The organism is Comamonas sp. w2-DMI, assembly GCF_040187735.1.
GTDB lineage: Bacteria > Pseudomonadota > Gammaproteobacteria > Burkholderiales > Burkholderiaceae_C > Comamonas > Comamonas terrae.
Genome location: NZ_JBANEL010000001.1, coordinates 58,986 through 81,823 on the forward strand (window position 1 = coordinate 58,986; position 22,838 = coordinate 81,823).

Genomic DNA, 22,838 nt, shown 5'->3' on the forward strand with positions numbered 1-22,838 from the left:
GCTCAGGGGATGCTTAACCTTTCAGGCCATGGTCATCAGCTGCGCATTGCCGCCGGCGGCGGCCGTGTTGGTGCTGATCGACTGCTCGTGGCACAGCGCGGCCAGGTCGTAGCCGCGGCCCGCGTGCAGCTCGTCGCTGCTGCGCGCCTCGATGCGCACGATGGCGCCGTCGCGGGCGGCCACGGTGGTGGCGACCTGCAGCAGCGCATCGCCATCGCCCTCGAACAGCAGGGCGGCCATGGGGGCTTTCGCGTCGGCCAGCGTCTCGGCGCCGGCGCGGTGCAGCCACTGCGCGGCGCCGCCACAGGCCGTCAGCGCCTGCCAGAGTGCCGCGCACTCCGCATCGCCGTCGGGCAGCACCACATGGCAGGGGTTGCCGCTGGCCAGGGCCGCGGCCACCTGGGCGGCGAGGCCCAGCGGCGTGCGCGGCAGCGCCCAGACGGGGCCGCGCGGCAGCAGGCGGTAGCGGTTGGATTCACCGGTGGGGCCGGGCAGCAGCTGGCTGGCGCCCAGGCGCGAGGCCTCGCGGGTGGCCGCCAGCACCTGCCGGGCGGCCTGCGCGTCGGGGGCGGGCAGCGGCAGCTGCTGCAGCGCTTCGAGCAGCTGCAGCGCGGGCTGGCCTGCCGCATCGGCGTGCTCGAAGGGCGCCAGCGCCGCATTCGCCGGACCGTGCGCCAGGCGGTGCAGGTACAGCGGGCCGCCGGCCTTGGGGCCGGTGCCCGACAGGCCCATGCCGCCAAAGGGCTGCACGCCGACCACGGCGCCGACCACGTTGCGGTTCACGTAGAGATTGCCCGCATGCACGCGCTGGCTCAGGTGGGCAATGGTTTCGTCGATGCGGCTGTGCATGCCGAAGGTCAGGCCATAGCCCGTGGCGTTGATGCCGTCCACCAGCGCGTCGAGCTGGTCGCGCTGGAAGCGGATCACATGCAGCACCGGGCCGAAGACTTCGCGGGTCAGGCGCTTGGTGCTGTCGATCTCGATGATGGCCGGGGCCACGTAATGCCCGTTGAGGGGGCCGTTGAGCGCGCCGTCCTTGCGCTCGACGCGGGTGACCTTTTGGCCCGCCGCCGCCATGCGCGCGATGTGCGCCTCGATCTGGGCGCGCGCCGCGTCGTCGATCACGGGCCCCACGTCGGTGGACAGGCGGTCGGGGTTGCCCAGCGTCCATTCCTGCAGTGCGGCGCGCAGCATGGTCAGCGTGCGTTCGGCCACGTCTTCCTGCAGGCACAGCAGGCGCAGCGCCGAGCAGCGCTGGCCGGCCGAGTCGAAGGCCGAGGTCAGCACGTCGCCCACGACCTGCTCGGTCAACGCGGAGGAGTCCACGACCATGGCGTTCTGGCCGCCGGTCTCGGCGATCAGCGGTATCGGCCGGCCCGAGGGCGACAGGCGCGTGCTGAGCTGGCGCGCGATGATGCGCGCCACTTCGGTGGAGCCGGTGAACATCACGCCCGCCACCTGCGGGTGCGCGACCAGGGCCGCGCCCACGGTCTCGCCGGTGCCCGGCACCAGCTGCAGCACGTCGCGCGGCACGCCGGCCTCGTGCAGGATCGCCACCATGGCGGCGGCCGTCAGCGGCGTCTGCTCGGCGGGCTTGGCCAGCAGGGTGTTGCCCGCGGCCAGCGCGGCCACGGCCTGGCCGCAGAAGATGGCCAGCGGGAAGTTCCAGGGGCTGATGGCCAGCACCACGCCCAGCGGGCGCTGCGTGGCGTTGTCGAACTGCGCGGCCACCTGGGCGGCGTAGTAGCGCAGGAAGTCCACGGCCTCGCGGATCTCGGCCACGGCATTGGGCAGGGTCTTGCCGGCCTCGCGCATGATCAGGCCCATCAGCGGCTGGCTGCGCTGCTCCAGCAGGTCGGCGGCGCGCTCCAGCACGTCGGCGCGGGCCGCGGGCGGCGTGCCGGCCCAGATGGGCGCGGCCTGGGAGGCGCGGGCGGCGGCGGCCTGCACCTCGTCGGGCGTGGCCTCGCGCACCCAGCCCACGGTGTCGGACAGCTCGGCCGGATTGCGCAGGGGCTGCCAGCCCTCGGCCCGGGCCGGGTCGGCGGGCAGCTCGGCATCGGGCGGCGCGGCAAGGTAGGCCTGGCGCGTGCTGTAGAGCAGGGCAGCGGCCAGCGAGGCCAGCTGCTGCTCGTGCGCGAGGTTCATGCCCTGCGAATTCGCGCGCGCGGCGGTGCCCTGCCGGGCGAACAGCTCCGAGGGCAGCGCGATGCGCGGGTGCGGCGCGCCCAGGCGGCCCTCCTGGCGCGCGATCTGCAGGGCTTCTTCCACCGGGTCGGCCACCAGGTCGCCGATGGGCACGCTGGCATCGCCGATGCGGTTCACGAACGAGGTGTTGGCGCCGTTTTCCAGCAGGCGGCGCACCAGATAGGCCAGCAGCGTCTCGTGGCTGCCCACGGGCGCGTAGATGCGGCAGGGGCGGGCCAGCTTGCCGTCGGCCGTGGCACCGGTCACCTGCGAATACAGCGGCTCGCCCATGCCGTGCAGGCACTGGAACTCGTACTGGCCGCTGTAGTAGCTGCCGCCCACGGCCTGGGCCATGTGGTAGATGCTGGCCAGCGTCTGCGCGTTGTGCGTGGCGAACTGCGGGTAGACCGCATCGGGCGCCGACAGCAGCTTGCGGGCGCAGGCCAGGTAGCTCACGTCGGTGTAGACCTTGCGGGTGTAGACCGGGTAGCCGGCCAGGCCGTCCACCTGGGCGCGCTTGATCTCGCTGTCCCAGTAGGCGCCCTTGACCAGGCGCACCATCAGGCGGCGGCGGCTGCGGCGCGCCAGGTCGATCAGGTAGTCGATGACGTGCGGGCAGCGCTTCTGGTAGGCCTGGACCACGAAGCCTATGCCGCTCCAGCCCTTGAGCGAGGGCGCGGCGCACAGGGCCTCGAGCAGGTCCAGCGACAGCTCCAGGCGGTCGGCCTCCTCGGCGTCGATGTTCATGCCGATGTCGTAGTGCTTGGCCAGCTCGGCCAGGTGCAGCACGCGCGGCAGCAGCTCGCCCATCACGCGTTCGTACTGGGCGCGGCTGTAGCGCGGGTGCAGGGCCGAGAGCTTGATCGAGATGCCCGGGCCCTCGAAGATGCCGCGCCCGTTGGATGCCGCGCCGATGGCGTGGATGGCCTGCTCGTAGGCCTGCAGGTAGCGCAGCGCGTCGGTATCGGTGGTGGCGGCCTCGCCCAGCATGTCGTAGCTGTAGCGGAAGCCCTGCTTCTCATAGGCGCGGCTGTTGGCCAGCGCCTCGGCGATGTCCTGGCCGGTGACGAACTGCTCGCCCATGAGCTTCATGGCGCGGTGCACGCCCTGGCGGATCAGCGGCTCGCCGCCCTTGCCGATCACGCGGGTGAGCGCCGACGACAGGCTTTTCTCGCTGCTGGTGGCGGTGAGCTTGCCCGTGAGCACCAGGCCCCAGGCCGCGGCGTTGACGAACAGCGAGGGCGAGCGGCCGACGTGCGACTTCCAGTCGCCCTTGCTGATCTTGTCGCGGATCAGCGCATCGCGCGTGGCGCGGTCGGGGATGCGCAGCAGCGCCTCGGCCAGGCACATCAGTGCCACGCCTTCCTGGCTGGACAACGAGAACTCCTGCACCAGCGCGGCCACGCCGCTGCCGGCGGGCGCATCGCGCAGGCCCTGCACCAGGCGCGTGGCCAGCTCGCGCACCTTGGCGGCTTGCTCGGTATCCTGGGCGCGGGCCAGCGGCAGCAGCACGGGCAGGCACTCGGGCTCGGGCCGGTGCCAGGCGGCGGTGATGGCCGCGCGCAGCGGCGTCTGCGGCAGGATGGACTGGGCGAAGGCGAGAAAAGGTTGCACCTCCTGCGAAGCTTCGGGTTGCACCTCCTCGTGCCCGGCCTCGTCGCCCGCATCCTGCATGCCGGCCAGGCGGATGGTGGAGGCGCCGCGCTCCAGCGCATCGACATATTGCACGACGGCCTGCTTGATCAGCCAGTGCGGGGTGCGGCCCATTTGCTGCGCAGACGCGCGGATACGCTCGCGCAAAGCGTCATCGACTTTGATGCCTATGGTGGTGGACATGGTTGGGAATGAATGGAAAAGCGGGCTCTCGGAAGCGACTGCAAAAGCGAGGTGCAACCTTTTGTGGCGTGAAATGTCGCAGAGGTTGCGCCTTCATGAAAATCGGGTAAACCCTTGAATTTCGTGCAGGTGCGGCCGAGAGCACGGCCGTTCCGGGCAGCCATGCTTCTTCAAATGGATAGCGGTTGGCGCTTGCGCCTGGCGGATTTCAGCAGAGATTCATACTGAAATGCAGCTGCATCAGCCGCAAGCTGCTCTTATTTCTGCTGCAGCAAATGTTCGGCCAGCTCGACGAAGCCGTCGCCGCGCTCGGCCTGGGTCACATAGCGCGGCAGGTGCTGGAGCTGGGGCACGAAGCGCGCGATGTTGGCCACGCCCACGCTGTGGGGCATGTGCTCGAACATCAGCTGGTCGTTGGTCGAGTCGCCGATGTAGACCCAGCGGTCCAGCGTGGCATCGAGGTCGAGGCCGAACAGCGCCTTGACGATCCAGCGCGCGCCTTCGAGCTTGTTGTGCTCGCCGAACCAGCCGTTGATGTGGATGGAGCTGACCGTGGCATTCATGCCCGCAGCCTTCATGATGGCCACGCAGGCGTCGATATCGGCCTGCGCCATCTGCGTGAACTCGCTGTGGTCCACGGCGATGTCGCATTCGCGGCCGGCCGAGTCGGTGGCGCGGCTGGCGCCGGGCACGCGCGCCTCCACCTCGGCCAGCACCTGCTGCATGCGCGCGAAGTTGGCCGCGCGCGTGGCGTCGTCCTGCTGATAGAGCTTTTCCAGCGCGCTGTCCTCACCGGCATGGCGGCGCAGCGCCACGGCGCCGTTCTCGGCCACGATCGCATCCACGGGCCAGGCCTGGGCAAACGGCACGCTCCAGCCCACCGGGCGGCCCGTGATCGGCACGACCTTGAGGCCCGCCTTCTTGAGGCGGGCAATGGCTGCCACCACGTGCTCGGGCACCACGCCCTCGGTGGTCAGCGTATCGTCGATATCGGTCAGCACGCCCAGCAGGTTCGCGGGGACAGGCAGTTCGGACAAGGGACGCAGGAATTCTTGGCTCACAACAAAACTCTCTCAAGGTGATCGTCGCTGGAAGCCGGCGCGGTCCCGCTCAGAGGCATCGCGCAAGATGCCCAAGCCGGCCGCGCCGCCTCGCAGCGAAGATGTCGACCCCTTCAGGGGGAGGCGGCGGTGCCGCCTGGGCAAAGCCGCTCGGGAGCAGGCTAGTTCGCGCTGCCCAGCGACAGCCCCGCATGCTCGCGCAGCGGATGGAAGTGGATCTTGGGGAAGCGCTCCTGCGCCAGCCGCACGTCGTAGGGGCTGGTGCACAGATAGGCCAGGGTGTCGGCCGCATCGTGCGCCAGGCGCATGGGGTAGGCGTTCTCGAATTCGCGCAGCTCGGCGGGCGAGTCGGCCGTGATCCAGCGTGCGCCCGTGTACTGGCAGCCTTCCAGGCGCACGTCGCAGTCGTACTCGGTCTTGAGGCGGTGCTGCACCACTTCGAACTGCAGCTGGCCCACGGCGCCCAGCAGCATGTTGCCGCCGACATCGGGCTTGAAGACCTGGATCGCGCCTTCCTCGCCCAGCTGCATCAGGCCCTGCTGCAGCTGCTTGGTGCGCAGCGGGTTCTTGAGCACCACGGTCATGAACATTTCGGGCGCGAAGAAGGGCAGGCCGGTGAACTGCAGATTGGGGCCGTCGGTGATGGAGTCGCCCAGCTGCACGCCGCCGTGGATGGTGAAGCCGATGATGTCGCCGGCATAGGCTTCGTCGACGGCCTCGCGGCGCTGGCTCATGAAGGTCACGACGGACGTGGGGCGCAGCTCCTTGCCAGTGCGCTGCACCTTCATCTTCATGCCCGGCGTGTACTTGCCGCTGGCCACGCGCACGAAGGCGATGCGGTCGCGGTGGTTGGCATCCATGTTGGCCTGCACCTTGAAGACCACGCCCGAAAAGCTTTCGTCCTCGGGGCGCACGATGCGCTCCTCGCGGTTGCGGTTGACCTCGGCGAAGGCCACGCGCGGGCCGGGTGGGGGCGACATGTCGACCACCGCGTCCAGCACTTCCATCACGCCGAAGTTGTTCACGCCGGAGCCGAAGAACACGGGCGTGAGCTTGCCGGCCAGGAAGGCTTCATGGTCCCACTCGGCCGAGGCGCCCACGGCCAGCTCCATGGATTCCAGCGCGTCGTCGAAGGCCTGGCCAAAGCGCGCGCGCAGCTTGTCGGCCTCGGCCAGCGGGATCACCTCGAAGTCCTGGGGGCGCTTTTCGCTGCCGGCTGTGAAGACCGTCATGCTCTGCGTGCGCAGATTGATGATGCCGCCGAAGCTCTTGCCCTGGCCCACGGGCCAGGTGATGGGGCAGCAGGGCATGCCCAGCTCGCGCTCCACTTCGTCCATGATGTCCAGCGGGTCGCGCACTTCGCGGTCCATCTTGTTGACGAAGGTGATGATGGGCGTGTCGCGCTGGCGGCAGACCTCGATCAGGCGGCGGGTCTGCGCTTCCACGCCGTTGGCCGCATCGATCACCATCAGCGCCGAGTCCACGGCCGTGAGCACGCGGTAGGTGTCTTCCGAGAAGTCCTTGTGGCCGGGGGTGTCGAGCAGGTTGATCACGTGGTCGCGGTAGCTCATCTGCATCACCGACGAGGCCACCGAGATGCCGCGCTGCTTTTCGATCTCCATCCAGTCGGAGGTCGCATGGCGGCTGGCCTTGCGGCCCTTGACGGCGCCGGCGATCTGGATCGCGCCCGAGAACAGCAGCAGCTTTTCGGTCAGCGTGGTCTTGCCCGCGTCCGGGTGGGAAATGATGGCGAAGGTGCGGCGGCGCCGGGTTTCTGAGGCGTATGACACGGTAATGGGTGCGCTTGGTGGCAGGGCGGAGCCGGCCAGTGGAAAAGACGGGGGCCGCGGCGCTGACGGCACGGCAGGCGCTGTGCCGGGGCGTGCCGGAAAGCGGCATGGGCCAGAGGCCGATATTCTAACTTTGGCGGCCCGTTGCTGCCCGGTGGCGCCCTGCGGACCCCATGCGGCCAGGGCCTAAGGCAGGGACTCGCTCCTGTCGGTACGTCTCGTGCCTGCCCTCAGGCCGCGGGGCCGCGGCGCAGCAAATAGATGTCCATGATCCAGCCATGCTGCGCCCGCGCGGCGGCACGCCGGCTGAGAATGCGCGGCGCGGCTTCGGGCAGGGGGCCGTGCTCCAGCAACTGCTGGGGCATGCCCAGGTAGGCGCCCCACCAGATCCGCACCTCGCGCGCCAGCTCGGGCGCCAGCGTGGTGAAGCTGCACTGGCCGTCCAGCATCACCACCAGCGTGTCCGCGCCCGCAGGCCAGCCGTGGTCGCGCAGCTGGCGGCCCGTGGTGACCATGAAGGGCTGGCCGATCTCGTTGACGGCCAGCGCATGGGCGGCCGTCAGGGCCTGCATGGCGGTGATGCCGGCGACCACGGTGACGCGCACGGGCGCGGGCTGCATGCGCGCAGCGATGCGCAGCGTGCTGTCGTAGAGGGAGGGGTCGCCCCAGACCAGCAGGGCCACGCGCAGCGGCGATGCAGGGCCGCCTTCCGGCGGCGGTCCGCTCTCCAGCGCCCGGGCGATGGCCTGCTGCCAGCAGCGGGCGATGGCCGCATGCCACTCGTCGACCTGCTCCAGGTAATCGTCTCCGTGGCTGCGGCGCACCGGCATGTCGAAGCCTGCGATGCGCGGGGCATGCGCGAGCACGGCATCGCACAGCTGGCGGCGCAGCGCGGCCAGCTCGGCCTTGTCCTCGCCCTTGTGCGGCAGCAGTATGAGGTCGGCCGCGTTCATGGCGGCCATGGCCTGGCGCGTGAGATGGTCGGGGTTGCCCGTGCCAATGCCGATCAGGCTCAGCTCCAGGGGCGGCAGGGGGCGGCCTGGCGGGCTCATGCGCGGTCCTCGGGCAGCGGCCTGTCGGTGGCCGTGTCCATTTCGGCGCCCGGCGCGGGAAAGCGCGGCTCCCTGCCCAGGGGGCGGTAGCGGCGGTCGTAGTCCGCGGCGTAGAGGCGGCTTTCGGCAAAGTCCTCGGCCTGCAGGCTGCGCCCCACGAGGATCAGGGCCGTGCGCTCCATGCTGGCGGCCACGGCCCGGGCCAGTTCGCCCACGGTGGTGCGCACCACGGTTTCATCGGGCCAGCTGGCGCGCCAGACGATGGCGGCCGGGCAGTCCGCGCCATAGTGGGGCAGCAGCTCGGACTGCACTTTCCCCGCCACGTGTATGGACAGGTGGATGGCCAGCACGGCGCCGGTGGCGGCAAAGGCGGCCAGGTTCTCGCCCTCGGGCATGGCCGTGGCGCGGCCCGAGGTGCGGGTCAGCACCACCGACTGGCACAGGCCGGGCAGGGTCAGCTCCGCGCCCAGCGTGGCGGCAGCGGCGGCGAAGGAAGGCACGCCGGGCGTGACCGTGTAGGCAATGCCCAGGGCGCGCAGGCGGCGCAGCTGCTCGCCCATGGCCGACCACACCGACAGGTCGCCCGAATGCAGGCGGGCCACGTCCTCGCCGCGGGCCTCGGCGGCGCCGATCTCTTCCATGATCTGCTCCAGGCTCAGCGGCGCGGTGTTGATGATGCGCGCGCCGGGCGGGCAGTGGGCCAGCAGCTCGCGCGGAATCAGGGAGCCTGCATACAGGCACACCGGGCAGCGCGCCATCAGGTCGCGGCCGCGCAGGGTGATGAGGTCGGCGGCGCCAGGTCCGGCGCCTATGAAGTGCACGGTCATTCCGTCGCTCCTTGGGATATGGGGTTGAAGAACGTGTTGACGCTCTCCTCGCGCCATGACAGCGACTTGGCGGGATGGGATGCTGGGGAGCGTCCCCCCGCGCGCCATACCGCAGCCATGGCTGTGCTGTTGCGAGGATTGGCAACGCCGCAGACCGCCCCTGACCCGGGCGGCCGCAAAGCCGCTGTCCCGAAGGGTTGGAGCGAAATCGGGCGATTTCTTCGCGCTGCCTCTTGCCTGCACTCCGGTGCAGGCAGCGAGCGCATCGCTTCGAACGCATTCCGATGGCACTCCAACGCGGCTGCGTAGAGATCGTCAACACGTTCCATGGAGTCGCCGGCGGCCAGCGCGGCCGCCAGCGTGGCGCAGCCGTCCTGGCTCACCAGGCGGGGCAGGATCAGCGTGGCGCCGGGGCCGGCGGCGGCCAGGGCCGCGGCCTCGGCCACGCTGCCCGTGCCGTAGCGCACCTGCAGGCGCGCAGAGTGCGTGGCCACGGCCTGGCCCGGCAGTTGCGCCGGCGCAATGGGTACCAGAAGGGCCTCGAAGGGCAGTTGCGCCAGCCAGTTGTGCAGCGCGGGGTGCGCGGCCTTGGCCTGCAGCACGGCGGCTGCGGCAAAAGCCGGACAGGCCAGCCGCTGCGAGGCCTGCAGCCACAGGCCCTGCAGGCTGTGGGAGGTGGCGCTGGCGCGCAGCCCCAGGCCCAGGACGATGCGGGCGGTCTGCCCATGCGGTATCTGCGGCTGCGGCCCGGCGCCGTGGGAGGGAGGCTGCAAACTCATCGCTGCCAGACCCATTGCACCAGCGGCCGCGCGGCCTTCCAGCTGTGCAGGCGGCCCAGGGGCTCCACGCTGGATAGCTCCAGACGCAGCAGCTGGCCGCCATGCCTGCCGTGCAGCTGCACCAGCAAGGCCTGGGTTTCCAGCGTCACGGCATTGACGACCAGGCGGCAGCCGGGCGGCATGCATGCCTGCAGCGCCTCGAAGAGAACGGCGTCGAAGCCGCCGCCCACGAAGACCGCCTGCGGGACGGCATGCGTTCCGGGCCAGGTCTGCACCAGCTGCAAGGCCTGCAGCGCCTGGCCGTGGACGATGTGCAGGGCCTGCTGCAGTCCGAAGCGCCCGGCGTTGCGGCGTATGTTGTCCACCCGCGCGGCGTGCTGCTCCACGGCCACGGCCTGGCCGCCCGCAAGGCACCATTCCACGGACACCGAGCCCGAGCCGGCGCCCAGGTCCCACAGGCACTGGCCGCGCCGCGGGGCCAGAGCGGCCAGCGTCATGGCGCGCACGGGCGCCTTGGTGATCTGGCCGTCGTGCGCATACCAGCTGTCGGGCCGCCCGGGCGTGGCGGGCAGGCCGGCCTGTCCGTCGCTGCCGCGCGCCAGCAGGGCCACGCAGACCGGTGCCTGTGCGGGCTGCAGGGCCAGTGCGTCGCCTGCCTGCCCGGCGGTGAACATGCGGCAGCGCTCCTGCGGGCCGCCCACGGATTCCATCACCCACAGCGTGCTCGCGCCCCAGCCTTCCTCCTGCAGCCAGCGCGCCAGGGCGGCGGCGGCGTCGCCATCGCGCAGCAGCACGATGAGCTGGCGCTCCCGGCCCAGGCGCGGCAGCACCTGCTCCATGGGGCTGGCATGCAGGCCCAGGCAGTCGGTGTTTTCCAGGCGCCAGCCCAGGCGTGCCGCGACCAGCGAGAATGTGGAGGCCTGGGCATGGCAGCGCCATTCGTGGGGCTCGAGCCGCCTGGCCAGGCTGCCGCCTGCGCCGAACCAGAACGGATCGCCGGAGGCCAGGACCGCGACCGGTTGTCCGCGCAGCGCCAGCACGGGCGCCGCATCGAAGGGCACGGGCCAGGGCCGGCCGCGTTCGCCGGCCTGGGCCAGCGCCAGGTGGCGGGGGGCGCCGAACACGGTGTGCGCGGCGTCCAGCGCGCGGCGTGCGGCCGCGTTCAGGCCTTGCAGCCCGTCTTCATTCATTCCGATCAAGGTCAGCCACGGATCAGCCATGACACATGTTCTCCTGCTGGGCGGCACCAGCGACGCCAGCCAGTTGGCCCGGGCCCTGCACGGCGCGGCCGTGCGGGCCGTGTTTTCCTATGCGGGCGCGACCCGCAACCCCGTGGCCCAGCCCCTGCCCACGCGCAGCGGCGGCTTTGGCGGTGCCGCGGGGCTGGCGCGGTTCATCCGGGAGCACGGCATCACCCATGTGGTCGATGCCACGCATCCGTTTGCCGCCCAGATGAGCCGCAATGCCTGCGAGGCCTGCGCCCTCACGGGCACGCCGCTGATCGCGCTGGAGCGCGCACCCTGGCAGGCCGGCGAGGGCGACCGCTGGATCTGCGTGCCCGACATGGAGGCCGCGGCGCTTGCCCTGCCGGTCCGGGCCGCGAAGGTCTTTCTGTCCGTGGGACGCAAGCAGCTCGCGGCGTTCGCGGCGCAGCGGCAGCACCGCTACCTGCTGCGCGTGGTGGATGCGCCCGGGCCGGGCGAGCTGCCGCTGGACGGTGCCACGGTCCTGGTGGAGCGCGGCCCGTTCAGCGCCGCGCATGACAGGGCCTTGCTCGAGGCGCACGGCATCGAGTGGCTGGTCACCAAGAATGCGGGCGGCGAGGCCACGCGCGGCAAGCTGGACGCGGCGCGGGACCTGGGCCTGACGGTCGTCATGGTGCAGCGGCCCGCGCTGCCGCAGCGCCTGCGCACGGGCAGCGCGGGCGAAGTCCTGCACTGGATTGCTCATGGCGCGCTGCCGGCGGCCGCCGGGGCAGGGGACTCCAGGGCATAGGAGCGCGGCGTATACACCCAGGGGCCGACGCGGCGCGTGGTGCTGCTGCCGACCAGCACCACGGTGCGCATGTCGGCCATGTCCGGGTGGGCGTCCTGCAGGCTGCAGACCTGCAGCGATTCCTGGGGCGTGGAGACGGCGCGCGCAAAGACCAGCAGGCGCTGGGGCTCGCAGTGGCTGCGCAGCAGCTGCAACAGGCGCACAAAGCCTTCGGGGCGGCTGCGCGAGCGCGGGTTGTAGAAGGCCATGGCGAAGTCGGCTTCGGCGGCCAGCTGCACGCGCCTGGCGATCACGGGCCAGGGCTTGAGGTTGTCCGAGAGATTGATGCAGCAGAAGTCATGGCCCAGCGGCGCACCGGCGCGCGCGGCGGCGGCCAGCATGGCCGTGATGCCGGGAAGCACCTGCACGTCCAGCGCGTGCCATGCGGCCGCCTGCTGCGGCGTGGCCCGCTCCATGGCTTCGAAGACGGCGCTGGCCATGGCGAAGACGCCCGGGTCGCCCGAGGACACGACGACCACCTGGCGTCCCTGGGCCGCAAGCTCCAGGGCCAGGCGCGCGCGCTCCAGCTCCACGCGGTTGTCCGAGGCATGAAAGCCGATGGACGGCGGCGCGCCGCCCTGCGCCTGCAGCAGGGCGCGGGCCCGCTCCACATAGGGCAGGTAGCCGATCACATCGCTGGCCTGGCGCAGGGCGCCGGCCGCCTCGGACGTGACCTGGGACAGCGCGCCCGGGCCCAGGCCGGCAATCGTCAGGCGGCCCTGCCGGATGGGGGAGGCCGTCACCATGCGGCCTCCGGACGGCGGCCCTGGCCGTGCACCAGCACGATGGCGAAGTAGGGACAGACCTCGTCCCCCACCTCGCTCAGCCTGGCCACCTGCTGGGCGGCCGTGGTGCCGTTCTGCACCAGCCAGGCGGCATCGGCGCGGCCGCAGCGCTGCAGCGCGCGGCGGATGCGCGGCAGGTTGCGGCCCACCTTCATCACCACCAGGGCTTCGGCGGCCTGCATGCGCCGCACCAGTTCGTCCTCGGGCAGCGTGCCGGTCATGACGCTGAGCACATCGTCGCCCCAGGTGATGGGCAGGCCCGTCGCGTGCCAGCAGCCCACCATGCCGGGGATGCCGGGAACGACCTCCAGCCGCACGTCGCCCCGCTCCCTGAGCCGCATGTACAGGTGCATGAAGGAGCCGTAGAGGAAGGGGTCGCCCTCGCACAGCACGATGACCTGCTCGTGCCGTGCCAGCTCGGCCAGCCGCAGGCACCAGTCGTCGTAGAACCGGGACAGCAGCTCGACGTAGGCCTCGCTTTCCACGGGCAGTTCGGTGGTCACCGGGTATTCCATCGCGTACTCGGCGGCCCCCTCGGCCAGCATGCCCTGCACGGCTTGGCGGGCCTTGCCGGGACGCCCCTTCTTGCGGAAGAAGGCCACATGGCGCGCTTGGCGCACGAGGCGGTCGGCCTTGACGCTCATGAGATCGGGGTCTCCAGGGCCCAGGCCCACGCAGACGATGCCGGCGGTCGCGGCGTGCTCGGGCTTACTCTGCATGGCTGGCGAGTGCGTTGACTGCGGCCACGGTCATGGCCGAGCCGCCCAGGCGGCCGCGCACGATCATGGCGGGCGCGGGCAGGTCCTGCATCAGCGCCTCCTTGGATTCCGCCGCGCCGATGAAGCCCACGGGGCAGCCGATGATGGCCGCGGGCCGCGGGCAGCCGGGCTGCTGCAGCATGTTGAGCAGATGGAACAAGGCCGTGGGCGCGTTGCCGATGGCCACCACCGCGCCCTCCAGGTGGGGGCGCCACAGCTCCAACGCCGCGGCGCTGCGCGTGGTCTGCAGGCGCTGGGCGAGTTCGGCCACGCCGGGCTCGTGCAGGGTGCAGATCACGGGATTGCCCGCAGGCAGGCGCGAGCGCGTGATGCCTTCGCTGACCATGCGCACATCGCACAGCACGGGCGCGCCGGCCTGCAGGGCGCGCTGGCCGGCCGCGGCCAGTTCCCCGGAAAACTGCACATGGGGCGCCAGCTCCACCATGCCGGCGGCATGGATCATGCGGACCACCACGCGTTCCTCGTCAGGGGTGAAGCGGGTCAGGTCGGCTTCGCGGCGTATGGTGGCAAAGGACTGGCGATAGATTTCGGCGCCATTGGTTTCGTAGACGTGAGCCATTCGATCTTTTCGGAGAACAGGCGGGGATTGTCGCGCAGGGCGCAGGCTTCCAGCTCCTGCTGCGCCACGTCGCGTGCCGTGCCGTTTTGCACCACGGCGAACGAGGCGGTAGGCGTTCCGTCGGCCGCCGTGCCGGCCTGGGCCCGCAGGGTGATGTCGGCGGGGCGTTGCCGGGCGCAGCCCTTGGCGCAGCCGGAGACATGCAGCAGGGCGCCGGGCGGCACCTGGGGCGCGAGCTGCAAGGCCAGGTCCAGGGTGGGCGCCAGCGCCTGGCTGCAGCCCGGTGCGCCCGTGCAGGCGCATACCCGCAGGCGCGCGTCGCCGGCATCGGTGATCCATTCCCGGGCATCGTCCAGTCCGGCCTGCCTGAGCGCAGCAGGGGACCAGGCGCGGCCTTCGATCAGCAGCATCCGCCACGGCGTGATGCGCAGATGGGGCGCCTGCCCGTCCCGCGCCCGGGTATCCCGCAGCACCCGCGCCAGCCGGGACAGGGCGTTGGCGGACAGCCGCCCCAGCGGCGCGCCGGCCAGCAGGCCCGGATAGGGGCCGTCCGGGCCTTGCCGACCCGGAGCCGGATCAGGTGCCGATGGCATGCAGAAGGCGGCGTCCTCCAAAGCCTGCAGGCTGGCGCCTGCCGGCAACTGCCAGTCGGGCAGCCGGTGATGGGCGGCCTGGTATTGCGCCAGCAGGCTGGCCATGCGGCCCGGGTGCAGGCCCTGCGCCTTGCGTGTGCGGGCCTGGTCCGCGCACCAGCGCGCCAGCTCCAGGGCCGCGGCAATGGCGGCCGGCAGCGTGCTTGCGGCCAGCAGCCGGGGCAGGCCCTGGACCAGAAGCTGCCAGCGGTGCCCCGTGCCGGCGGGCAGGCATAGCAGGCGGATGTCCGCGGGCACGCCGGCAAGCGCCCGGTGGCCGCGTCCTGCGACCAGCCAGCCGAATTTCGCGGGCAGCCCTTGCAGTGCGGCCTGTGCTTCAGGCTGAAAAAGTGCGGCCTCCAGGGCCTGGGCTGTCTCGCGCACGCCGTCGCCGGGCTGCCACAGGGGATCGAGCACGATGGTGCGCAGGCTTTCGCGGCGCGCATCGGCGTCCAGCAGTCCGCAGTCGGCCAGGATATCGAGCACTGCGGCATGGCGGGCGGGCGAAATGCCGCGCAGCTGCACATTGGCCCGGCTGGACAGCTCCAGCACGCCGCTGCCGTGCACACGGGCCAGCTCGGCCAGCTGCAGTGCCTGGCCGGCGCTCAGCCTTCCCTGGGGCGGGCGCACGCGCACCACCAGGCCGTCGCCGGAGGCCATGGGTTGCCAGGCGCCGGGGCACCAGCCTTTGATCTGGGGAGCAGGGGTCACGATGGGGTGTCAGGCATTGCGCACAGGACGAGACTGTAACGGCTGGCACTGCGCGGCCACGCGCCAAACAACCCGCAGCCAGCCAGGCAGGCCTGTGCGGCGCACAATCGCGCGGTCAGCTGATTGCCTCTTGCCATGAACCGCGCCACGCCGGATGTGACTCCTTCTTCCCAGCCCGCCACCGGGACCGCCAGTGCCTTGCCGGTCTGGATACGGCGCGGCACGCCCGAATACCGGCGCGTGAGCCTGGCCCTGTTCCTGGCCGGCTTTGCCACGTTCTCGCTGCTGTACTGCGTGCAGCCGCTGCTGCCCGAGCTGGCCGTCACCTTTGCCGTGAGCCCGGCGCAGAGCGCGCTGGCGCTGTCGGTCTCCACGGCCTGCCTGGCGGTCTCCATCGTGCTGGCCGGGGCGCTGTCCGAAGGGCTGGGGCGGCGCAAGCTGATGTTCATCTCCATGGCGCTGGCGGCCGTATGCAATCTGGCGGCCTCCTATCTGCCGCAGTGGCATGCGCTGCTGGCGGCGCGCGCGCTCGAAGGCATCCTGCTGGGCGGCGTGCCGGCCGTGGCCATGGCCTATCTGTCCGAGGAGATAGACCCCAAGGGGCTGGGCTTTGCCATGGGCCTTTATGTGGGCGGCACGGCCCTGGGCGGCATGCTGGGCCGCGTGGGCATGAGCGCCATGACGGAATTCTGGGGCTGGCGCCACGCGCTGGCCCTGCTATCGGCGATCGATCTGGCTGCGGCGCTGGGCTTTGCCTGGTTGCTGCCCCCTTCGCGCAACTTCGTGCGCCGCGCAGGCCTGGGCGCCCGCCATCACCTGCAGGCCTGGGGGCGGCATCTGCGCCATCCGGGGCTGCGCCTGTTGTTCCTGGTCGCCTTCGGCCTGATGGGCGTGTTCGTCAGCGTCTACAACTACGCGGGCTTTCTGCTGGGCGGCGCGCCATACCACATGAGCCAGCTGCAGATCAGCCATGTCTTCTATGCCTATCTGTTCGGCATCGTGGCCTCGCCCGTGGCCGGCGCGCTGGCCGACCGGCTGGGGCGCGGGCCGGTGCTGGTCGCAGGCACGCTGCTCATGGCCGCCGGCGTGGCATTGACCCTGCTGCCCGCCTTCGCGGCCATCGTGGCCGGCATCGTGCTGATGACGGCGGGCTTCTTCGTCGCCCACTCCGTGGCCAGCGGCTGGGTCGGGCGGCTGGCCGCCCAGGCCAAGGGCCATGCTTCCTCGCTCTATCTCTGGGGCTACTACATGGGCTCCAGCGTGCTGGGCGCCGGCGTCGGCTGGTTCTGGGGGCGCTGGGGATGGAACGGGGTCGGCCTGGTCTCGCTGGCGGTGCTGGCGCTGGTCGCGGCCCTGGCCGGGCGTGTGCAGGCCTCGGGCAAGCCCTTATAATCGGCGCTTATCCGAGGAGCGTTGCAGCGTCCCCATCAGGCGGGGCGTGAGGCTCGGACCCGACACTCGCAACGACGCTCACCCACGCTTTCTGTGCGGTGCGGCGCTTTTTCCCCTCCTGCTGCAGAGCGTGGACCGTTTCCAAGTTTGTTCCGAGCAGGAGTTTTCATGAGCAATACCCAAGACCGCGCGATCGCCGACATTTCCCTGGCCGACTGGGGCCGCAAGGAAATCCGCATCGCCGAAACCGAAATGCCCGGCCTGATGGCCGTGCGCGAGGAATTCGCCGCCGCCCAGCCGCTCAAGGGCGCGCGCATCACAGGCTCGCTGCACATGACCATCCAGACCGCCGTGCTGATCGAGACGCTGACGGCTCTGGGCGCGCAGGTGCGCTGGGCCTCGTGCAACATCTTCTCCACGCAGGACCATGCCGCGGCGGCGATTGCCGAGACCGGCGTGCCCGTGTTCGCCATCAAGGGCGAGTCGCTCAAGGACTACTGGGACTACACCCACCGCATCTTCGAGTTCGGCGCCAAGGGCACCGAAGGCGAAGGCCCGAACATGATCCTGGACGACGGCGGCGATGCCACCATGCTCATGCACCTGGGCATGCGCGCCGAGAAGGACCTGTCCGTGCTGGCCAGCCCGACCAGCGAGGAAGAGAAGATCGTCTTCGCCGCCATCAAGGCCAAGCTGGCCGAGGACCCGACCTGGTACAGCCGCAAGAGCGCCCAGATCATCGGCGTGACCGAGGAAACCACGACCGGCGTGCACCGCCTCAACGAGATGTCGGCCAAGGGCACGCTCAAGTTCCGCGCCATCAACGTCAACGACTCGGTGACCAAGAGCAAGTTCGACAACCTGTACGGCTGCCGCGAGTCGCTGGTGGACGGCATCAAGCGCGCCACCGACGTGATGATCGCCGGCAAGGTGGCCGTGGTGGCCGGCTACGGCGACGTGGGCAAGGGCTGCGCCCAGGCCCTGCGCGCGCTCAGCGCCCAGGTGTGGGTGACCGAGATCGACCCCATCAACGCCCTGCAGGCCGCGATGGAGGGCTACCGCGTGGTGACCATGGAGTATGCCGCCGACAAGTGCGACATCTTCGTGACCACCACCGGCAACCGCGACATCATCCGCCACGAGCACATGGTGGCCATGAAGAACGAGGCCATCGTCTGCAACATCGGCCACTTCGACAACGAGATCGACGTGGCGTCGATCGAGAAGTACGAGTGGGAAGAGATCAAGCCCCAGGTCGACCACATCACCTTCCCCGACGGCAAGAAGATCATCCTGCTGGCCAAGGGCCGCCTGGTGAACCTGGGCTGCGCCACCGGCCACCCCAGCTTCGTGATGAGCAACTCCTTCGCCAACCAGACGCTGGCGCAGATCGAGCTGTTCACGCGCCCCGACGCCTACCAGGTCGGCAAGGTCTACGTGCTGCCCAAGATCCTGGACGAGAAGGTCGCCCGCCTGCACCTGAAGAAGGTCGGTGCCCAGCTGACCGAGCTGACCCAGGCCCAGGCCGACTACATCGGCGTGAAGAAGGAAGGCCCTTACAAGCCCGACACCTACCGCTACTGATCCTTGATCGGTTCCGGTGCGCAAGCTTTGTAGCAGCTTGCGCACGGCCTGCCTTGTCTTGCGATGTATTTCCAGCGGAAATGCAGGGCAGGCAGGCGCAAGCTGCTGCAATAAACAAAGCATAAGCTGGGCGGCCGCCGCTGGCGGCCCCGGCCCTGGTTGATCTCTAAGGAAGCGACGCGATGCGCGCAGATGTGTTTTTGGTGGAAGCCGGCCATGCCTCCACCCGTTCCCAGGCCCAGCGCCTGATTGCCTCGGGCGTCGAATGGCGGCTCACGCCGCTGGCGCCCTGGAAGAAGGTGGCCAAGAACGGCGACGACATCCCGGCCGGCGCCGAGCTGCAGCTGCTCGATGCGGCCGAGGCCAAGTACATCTCGCGCGGCGGCCTGAAGCTCGAGGGCGCGCTGGCGGCCACGGGCCTCAAGGTCGCGGGCCTGCGCTGCCTGGACGTGGGCCAGAGCACCGGCGGCTTCACCGACTGCCTGCTGCAGCAGGGCGCGGCGCAGGTGATCGGCGTGGACGTGGGCCACGGCCAGCTGCACGAAAGGCTGCGCGCCGATGTGCGCGTGATCTGCGTGGAAGGCCTGAACGCCCGCGCCATGACCGCAGAGAGCCTGCAGGATGCCTGCGAGGAAGTGCTGTCCGAGCGCTGGGAGGAAGACCCCGAAGACAACGATACCCAGCCCGTCGCGCCCTATGCATGGATGCGCAACGGCGGCGTGGTCGACGAGGACTACGACGACAGCGACGACGCCAAGGAGCAGGACATCGAGAACTTCAAGCTCGAGCGTGCCAGCAAGGCCCGGGCGCGCGAAGAGGGCGCTGTGGCCACCGAGCGCCGCCGCAAGGCCGAGTTCGCCGACGTGGACGTGACGCCCGAGTTCGACTTCGTCACGGGCGACGTGTCCTTCATCTCGCTCACGCTGGTGCTGCCCGCGGTCACGCGGCTGCTCAAGCCGCACGGCCATCTGCTGATGCTGGTCAAGCCGCAGTTCGAGCTGCAGCCGGGCCAGGTGGGCAAGGGCGGCATCGTGCGCGATGCGGCGCTGTATGCCGAGGTGGAGCAGCGCATCCGCGCATGCCTGGCCGAACAGGGCCTGAAGGTGCTGCAGTGGCTGGATTCGCCCATTGAGGGCGGCGACGGCAACCATGAATTCTTCGTCCATGCCCAGCAGGGCGCCGAGGTGAAGCCGGCCCAGGCGCCGGCCGAGGAGGAGGCTCCCGCAAAGCCTGCAGCCAAGCGCGTGTCCCGCACCGTGCTGCGCGAGCAGCGCAACGAGCGTGTGATCAACGAGGACCCGGAAGGCGCCAGCTTCGGCCAGCCCGGACCTGCACGCCCCAAGCAGAAGAAACGCAACGAGCGCTGAGCGCCGCCGGCACGGCCTGTGCCCTCGGGCACCGTGCCGCCCCGTACCCGATCCAGAGACCAATCCGCCATGAGCTTCCCGATCAGCTTCGAGTTTTTCCCGACCAAGACGCCCGAAGGCGCGGCCAAGCATGTGAACGTGCGCCAGCAGCTGTATGCGCGCAAGCCCGAGTTCTGCTCGGTCACCTATGGCGCCGGCGGCTCCACCCAGGCCGGCACCTTCACCATGGTGCGCGACATCCAGAACGAAGGCGTGAGCGCGGCCTCGCACTTTTCCTGCATCGGCGCCACGCACGACAAGGTGCGCGAGGAACTGACGCAGCTCAAGGCCATGGGCGTCAAGCGCATCGTGGCCCTGCGCGGCGACCTGCCCAGCGGATACGGCCTGGGCGGCGAGTTCCAGTACGCCAGCGATCTGGTCGCCTTCGTGCGCCGGGAATTCGGCGACTGGTTCCACATCGAAGTGGCCGCCTATCCCGAAAGCCACCCCCAGGCCAAATCCCCACGCGCCGATCTGGAGGCATTTGTTGCTAAAGTACGCGCTGGCGCTGATTCCGCCATTACCCAATACTTCTACAATGCCGACGCGTATTACCGCTTTGTGGAAGATGTGCAGGGCCTGGGCCTTGAGGTTCCCGTCGTGCCGGGAATCATGCCCATCACCAGCTCTACACAGCTGATGCGCTTCTCGGACGCCTGCGGCGCCGAGATCCCGCGCTGGATTCGCCTGCGGCTGCAGGCGTTCGGAGATGACACGGCATCCATTCGTGCGTTCGGCCTGGATGTGGTGACCCATCTATGCGAGCAGTTGCGCAGCCAGGGCGCTCCCGGGCTGCACTTCTATACGATGAACCAGAGCGTCGCCACTCTGGAGATCTGCGACCGTCTGGGCCTGTAAGCATTCTTGCGCAGGCCCTCGGGGCAGTCTTGGGCGGCACTCACTTGAGCTATCAAGGAGATTCCGCCCATGCATTCGCAACCCCCGCATCGGCGCTGTTGCCAATGGCTGTTCCTGGCGTGCATGTCGGTCGTGCTGGTCGGTTGCGCACCCACCCCGGAAGCGGCCGATGGCGAGGGCCCGGCCCTGGTGAGCAACTCGGCCGAGCTCAAGTCCTCGACCACGTTGTCCAGGACCGCACGGCCCGACGCCTATGCGCGCAGCAACTACCGCGAAAAAGGCCTGGGCATCCGCGCCAACAAGCCCGCTCCCTCGGATGACAGCGACACCCCCGAGGACGCCAACAAATACGATCTCAACCCGCCGCGCGAGAGCGACCAGCAGGGCCTGGCCTCCTGGTATGGTGAGCAGTTCCATGGCCGCAAGACCGCCAGCGGCGAACGCTTCGACAGCTCGGATTTCACCGCCGCCCACCGCAGCCTGCCGTTCGGCAGCCGTGTCTGCGTGCGCAGCTCGGTCACCGGCAAGAGCGTGATCGTGCGCATCAACGACCGCGGCCCCTTCGCACCCGGCCGGGTCATCGACCTGAGCAAGGCCGCCGCTCAGGAGCTGGGCATGCTGGGCCTGGGCATCAAGCCCGTGGAGCTGTGGCAGCTCGACGAGGACGAGGACGAATGCCCGACCCGGCTCACGGCCTCGGGCAAGAAGCGCCATCCCAGCGCGGTGGCCGGCGCTGCGGCCGCCAAGGTGCGCTCGGCATCGGCTTCCAAGCCGGCGCGCAAGGTCTCGCAGACCGCCAGGCGCGGCCACTGAGCTTCTCCCGGAGACGGCCGGCAAGAGCCCCAGGCGGCCGCACTGCGCCGCAGCAGGGCGGCTCCAGCCAAGGCCGTCGTCCCCTTGCGGGAGGGTTCGAAGCACCCCAAGGGCAAGAATGTCTACCCGCCAGACTCCAGCGTATAGGCCGCATTGCTGTCCTGGCCCAGCAGCTTGACGAGCTGGGGCATGGCCGGCTTGAGCTGGTCCTTGAGGTTGTACGGGGGGTTGATCAGGAACATGCCGCTGGCGGGCAGGCCGCCGCGCTCGGAGGTCTTGTTGCTCTTGACCGTCAAGGTCGCATGCAGCCAGCTCTTGCCGGCCTTGGTGGCCATGGTCTTGAGGCGCTTGGGCAGGTCGTGGGCCTCGGGGCGCGGAATGATGGGATACCAGATGGCATAGGTGCCGGTGGGAAAGCGCTTGAGGCTGTCCGTCACCATGTCCAGCACGCGGCCGTAGTCGCTCTTGAGTTCATAGCTGGGATCGCACAGCAGCAGCGCGCGGCGCGACGGCGGGGGCAGGAACTTCTTCACGCCCTCGAAGCCGTCCTCATGCAGCACCGCGACCTGCCGGCCCACTTCCAGCTGCGCCAGGTTGCCGGTCAGCGAGCGCATGTCGGTGGGGTGCAGCTCGAAGGCCTTGAGCCGGTCGTGGCCGCGCAGCAGCGACTGGGTGATGAAAGGCGAGCCCGGATAGTTGCGCACGCTGCTGCCCTGGTTGAAGGAGCGCACCTTTTCCATATAGGCCTGCAGCACCGGCGCCAGTTCGGCCGGGGAGGCCTCGGCCAGGCGCAGCACGCCTTCGCTGGCTTCGCCGCTCTTGCTCGCGTAGTCGCCGTCCAGGCGGTACAGGCCGGCACCGCCATGGGTGTCCAGCACCATGAGGGCGGCCTCCTTCTGCGTGAGGTATTGCACGGTGGCAATCAGCACGGTGTGTTTGAGCACATCGGCATGGTTGCCGGCATGGAAGGCGTGGCGGTAGCTGAACATACAAGTGGGATGGTAACCAGCCGGGCAGGGCGCATGAAGGCCTCGATGCCCTTGGCGGCTGAAAGGTTGTCCGGCCCGCTCGCCCGGTGGCGAGAGGCCGCTAAACCCCTGTTTGCAACAAGGGGTGCAAGAAAAAAGCCAGAAAACGGATGCTTTTGTATAATGGCGGGCTTCGCAGCGATTTTATGGGTCCCGCGGCGAAGTCTTGGGCCGAGTGTAAGCCGGCCCGGGAAACCCCGCCTAAGAGGCTTCCTTTAAAAGATCCGTCTTTTTCAAGAAGAAGCACCGACCGCGGAAAAGGATCCGCCAAACCCTCTGAAAGAGAAAACTCATGTCTACATTCAGCGCAAAGCCCGCTGAGGTGCAACACGAGTGGTTTGTGATTGACGCCACCGACAAGGTGCTCGGACGTGTCGCCAGCGAAGTGGCACTCCGTCTGCGCGGCAAGCACAAGGCCATTTACACACCTCACGTTGACACCGGCGACTACATCGTCATCATCAACGCCTCCAAGCTCAAGGTCACTGGCACCAAGAACCTGGACAAGGTGTACTACCGTCACTCCGGTTTCCCCGGCGGCATCACTGCCACCAACTTCCGCGACCTGCAGGCTAAGTTCCCTGGCCGTGCTCTGGAAAAGGCCGTCAAGGGCATGCTGCCCAAGGGTCCCCTGGGCTACGCCATGATCAAGAAGCTGAAGGTGTACGGCGGTGCCGAGCACCCCCATACCGCACAGCAGCCCAAGGCTCTGGAAATCTAAGGAG

At 69.7% G+C, this 22,838-nt stretch carries 19 protein-coding genes and 1 riboswitch; of the genes, 7 read left to right on the forward strand and 12 right to left on the reverse strand.

Annotation, left to right across the window (positions count from 1 at the left end; all coding sequences use genetic code 11):
* Window positions 1–21: 21 nt before the first annotated feature.
* From putA to cbiE, 7 genes are all read right to left on the reverse strand, one after another.
* A complete protein-coding gene (putA, locus tag V8Z74_RS00260) occupies window positions 22–4,023 on the reverse strand; it encodes a trifunctional transcriptional regulator/proline dehydrogenase/L-glutamate gamma-semialdehyde dehydrogenase (protein WP_349707345.1) in 4,002 nt (1,333 codons plus the stop codon).
* Between the two features lie 257 nt (window positions 4,024–4,280).
* Complete coding sequence (locus V8Z74_RS00265) at window positions 4,281–5,084, reverse strand: HAD-IIB family hydrolase (protein WP_066479672.1); 804 nt, start codon at window positions 5,082–5,084, stop codon at window positions 4,281–4,283.
* Between the two features lie 161 nt (window positions 5,085–5,245).
* Entirely contained in the window at window positions 5,246–6,874 is a 1,629-nt protein-coding gene (locus V8Z74_RS00270; protein ID WP_066479663.1) for a peptide chain release factor 3, read from the reverse strand.
* A gap of 230 nt (window positions 6,875–7,104) precedes the next feature.
* Window positions 7,105–7,926: a precorrin-6A synthase (deacetylating) gene (cobF, locus tag V8Z74_RS00275; protein ID WP_349707346.1), complete on the reverse strand. Its 822-nt coding sequence runs from the start codon at window positions 7,924–7,926 to the stop codon at window positions 7,105–7,107.
* Complete coding sequence (cobM, locus tag V8Z74_RS00280; protein ID WP_349707348.1) at window positions 7,923–8,753, reverse strand: precorrin-4 C(11)-methyltransferase; 831 nt, start codon at window positions 8,751–8,753, stop codon at window positions 7,923–7,925. The genes cobF and cobM overlap by 4 nt, the downstream gene beginning before the upstream one ends.
* Window positions 8,750–9,532 carry a cobalamin biosynthesis protein gene (locus V8Z74_RS00285; protein ID WP_349707349.1) on the reverse strand — a complete coding sequence of 261 codons (783 nt, stop codon included), beginning with the start codon at window positions 9,530–9,532 and terminating at the stop codon, window positions 8,750–8,752. Before V8Z74_RS00285 ends, cobM begins: the two co-directional genes overlap by 4 nt.
* Window positions 9,529–10,752, reverse strand: coding sequence for a precorrin-6y C5,15-methyltransferase (decarboxylating) subunit CbiE (gene cbiE / locus V8Z74_RS00290; protein WP_349707350.1), 1,224 nt, complete (start codon window positions 10,750–10,752; stop codon window positions 9,529–9,531). The genes V8Z74_RS00285 and cbiE overlap by 4 nt, the downstream gene beginning before the upstream one ends.
* On the opposite strand from cbiE, the gene V8Z74_RS00295 reads away from it, so the two are divergent.
* Window positions 10,751–11,527: a cobalt-precorrin-6A reductase gene (locus V8Z74_RS00295; RefSeq protein ID WP_349707351.1), complete on the forward strand. Its 777-nt coding sequence runs from the start codon at window positions 10,751–10,753 to the stop codon at window positions 11,525–11,527. The genes cbiE and V8Z74_RS00295 overlap by 2 nt on opposite strands.
* On the opposite strand, the gene cobJ is transcribed toward V8Z74_RS00295, so the two are convergent.
* From cobJ to V8Z74_RS00315, 4 genes are read right to left on the reverse strand one after another with little or no spacing between them, the layout of a single operon-like run.
* A complete protein-coding gene (gene cobJ / locus V8Z74_RS00300; protein WP_349707352.1) occupies window positions 11,479–12,312 on the reverse strand; it encodes a precorrin-3B C(17)-methyltransferase in 834 nt (277 codons plus the stop codon). The two genes, V8Z74_RS00295 and cobJ, sit on opposite strands and share 49 nt — an antisense overlap.
* Window positions 12,306–13,070, reverse strand: a complete 765-nt coding sequence (gene cobI / locus V8Z74_RS00305) for a precorrin-2 C(20)-methyltransferase (RefSeq protein WP_349707354.1) — start codon at window positions 13,068–13,070, stop codon at window positions 12,306–12,308. The genes cobJ and cobI overlap by 7 nt, the downstream gene beginning before the upstream one ends.
* Window positions 13,060–13,689, reverse strand: coding sequence for a precorrin-8X methylmutase (locus V8Z74_RS00310; protein WP_066479608.1), 630 nt, complete (start codon window positions 13,687–13,689; stop codon window positions 13,060–13,062). The genes cobI and V8Z74_RS00310 overlap by 11 nt, the downstream gene beginning before the upstream one ends.
* A complete protein-coding gene (locus V8Z74_RS00315; RefSeq protein ID WP_349707355.1) occupies window positions 13,611–15,032 on the reverse strand; it encodes a ferredoxin-like domain-containing protein in 1,422 nt (473 codons plus the stop codon). Before V8Z74_RS00315 ends, V8Z74_RS00310 begins: the two co-directional genes overlap by 79 nt.
* A 135-nt stretch (window positions 15,033–15,167) precedes the next feature.
* On the opposite strand from V8Z74_RS00315, the gene V8Z74_RS00320 reads away from it, so the two are divergent.
* The 5 genes from V8Z74_RS00320 to V8Z74_RS00340 all read left to right on the forward strand — a co-directional run bounded on the left by V8Z74_RS00320 (window position 15,168) and on the right by V8Z74_RS00340 (window position 21,085).
* Window positions 15,168–16,424 carry an MFS transporter gene (locus V8Z74_RS00320; protein ID WP_349707356.1) on the forward strand — a complete coding sequence of 419 codons (1,257 nt, stop codon included), beginning with the start codon at window positions 15,168–15,170 and terminating at the stop codon, window positions 16,422–16,424.
* 7 nt (window positions 16,425–16,431) lie between these two features.
* Window positions 16,432–16,511: riboswitch (S-adenosyl-L-homocysteine riboswitch) on the forward strand.
* An 81-nt stretch (window positions 16,512–16,592) separates the two neighbouring features.
* Window positions 16,593–18,008, forward strand: a complete 1,416-nt coding sequence (gene ahcY, locus V8Z74_RS00325) for an adenosylhomocysteinase (protein WP_066479599.1) — start codon at window positions 16,593–16,595, stop codon at window positions 18,006–18,008.
* A gap of 182 nt (window positions 18,009–18,190) precedes the next feature.
* Window positions 18,191–19,375, forward strand: coding sequence for a TlyA family RNA methyltransferase (locus V8Z74_RS00330; protein WP_066479592.1), 1,185 nt, complete (start codon window positions 18,191–18,193; stop codon window positions 19,373–19,375).
* 69 nt (window positions 19,376–19,444) lie between these two features.
* Window positions 19,445–20,272, forward strand: a complete 828-nt coding sequence (gene metF, locus V8Z74_RS00335; RefSeq protein WP_066479589.1) for a methylenetetrahydrofolate reductase [NAD(P)H] — start codon at window positions 19,445–19,447, stop codon at window positions 20,270–20,272.
* A 69-nt stretch (window positions 20,273–20,341) separates the two neighbouring features.
* The gene (locus tag V8Z74_RS00340) at window positions 20,342–21,085 is read left to right on the forward strand and encodes a septal ring lytic transglycosylase RlpA family protein (RefSeq protein ID WP_245633395.1); all 744 of its coding nucleotides are present in this window, start codon (window positions 20,342–20,344) and stop codon (window positions 21,083–21,085) included.
* Window positions 21,086–21,207: 122 nt separating this feature from the next.
* On the opposite strand, the gene V8Z74_RS00345 is transcribed toward V8Z74_RS00340, so the two are convergent.
* On the reverse strand, window positions 21,208–22,074 hold the full coding sequence (locus V8Z74_RS00345; protein WP_066479583.1) for a 23S rRNA (adenine(2030)-N(6))-methyltransferase RlmJ: 867 nt from the start codon (window positions 22,072–22,074) through the stop codon (window positions 21,208–21,210).
* Window positions 22,075–22,405: 331 nt separating this feature from the next.
* On the opposite strand from V8Z74_RS00345, the gene rplM reads away from it, so the two are divergent.
* Window positions 22,406–22,834 carry a 50S ribosomal protein L13 gene (rplM, locus tag V8Z74_RS00350; RefSeq protein ID WP_003059004.1) on the forward strand — a complete coding sequence of 143 codons (429 nt, stop codon included), beginning with the start codon at window positions 22,406–22,408 and terminating at the stop codon, window positions 22,832–22,834.
* Window positions 22,835–22,838: the final 4 nt, after the last annotated feature.

Bases quoted from the DNA above. Each gene is read 5' to 3' on its own strand.
- V8Z74_RS00285 (WP_349707349.1), bottom strand. From the start codon at position 9,532: ATGAGTTTGCAGCCTCCCTCCCACGGCGCCGGGCCGCAGCCGCAGATA.
- putA (WP_349707345.1), bottom strand. From the start codon at position 4,023: ATGTCCACCACCATAGGCATCAAAGTCGATGACGCTTTGCGCGAGCGT.
- V8Z74_RS00295 (WP_349707351.1), top strand. From the start codon at position 10,751: ATGACACATGTTCTCCTGCTGGGCGGCACCAGCGACGCCAGCCAGTTG.
- V8Z74_RS00310 (WP_066479608.1), bottom strand. From the start codon at position 13,689: ATGGCTCACGTCTACGAAACCAATGGCGCCGAAATCTATCGCCAGTCC.
- cbiE (WP_349707350.1), bottom strand. From the start codon at position 10,752: ATGGCTGATCCGTGGCTGACCTTGATCGGAATGAATGAAGACGGGCTG.
- rplM (WP_003059004.1), top strand. From the start codon at position 22,406: ATGTCTACATTCAGCGCAAAGCCCGCTGAGGTGCAACACGAGTGGTTT.
- cobM (WP_349707348.1), bottom strand. From the start codon at position 8,753: ATGACCGTGCACTTCATAGGCGCCGGACCTGGCGCCGCCGACCTCATC.
- cobI (WP_349707354.1), bottom strand. From the start codon at position 13,070: ATGCAGAGTAAGCCCGAGCACGCCGCGACCGCCGGCATCGTCTGCGTG.
- V8Z74_RS00320 (WP_349707356.1), top strand. From the start codon at position 15,168: ATGAACCGCGCCACGCCGGATGTGACTCCTTCTTCCCAGCCCGCCACC.
- metF (WP_066479589.1), top strand. From the start codon at position 19,445: ATGAGCTTCCCGATCAGCTTCGAGTTTTTCCCGACCAAGACGCCCGAA.
- V8Z74_RS00340 (WP_245633395.1), top strand. From the start codon at position 20,342: ATGCATTCGCAACCCCCGCATCGGCGCTGTTGCCAATGGCTGTTCCTG.
- V8Z74_RS00345 (WP_066479583.1), bottom strand. From the start codon at position 22,074: ATGTTCAGCTACCGCCACGCCTTCCATGCCGGCAACCATGCCGATGTG.
- V8Z74_RS00330 (WP_066479592.1), top strand. From the start codon at position 18,191: ATGCGCGCAGATGTGTTTTTGGTGGAAGCCGGCCATGCCTCCACCCGT.
- cobJ (WP_349707352.1), bottom strand. From the start codon at position 12,312: ATGGTGACGGCCTCCCCCATCCGGCAGGGCCGCCTGACGATTGCCGGC.
- cobF (WP_349707346.1), bottom strand. From the start codon at position 7,926: ATGAGCCCGCCAGGCCGCCCCCTGCCGCCCCTGGAGCTGAGCCTGATC.
- ahcY (WP_066479599.1), top strand. From the start codon at position 16,593: ATGAGCAATACCCAAGACCGCGCGATCGCCGACATTTCCCTGGCCGAC.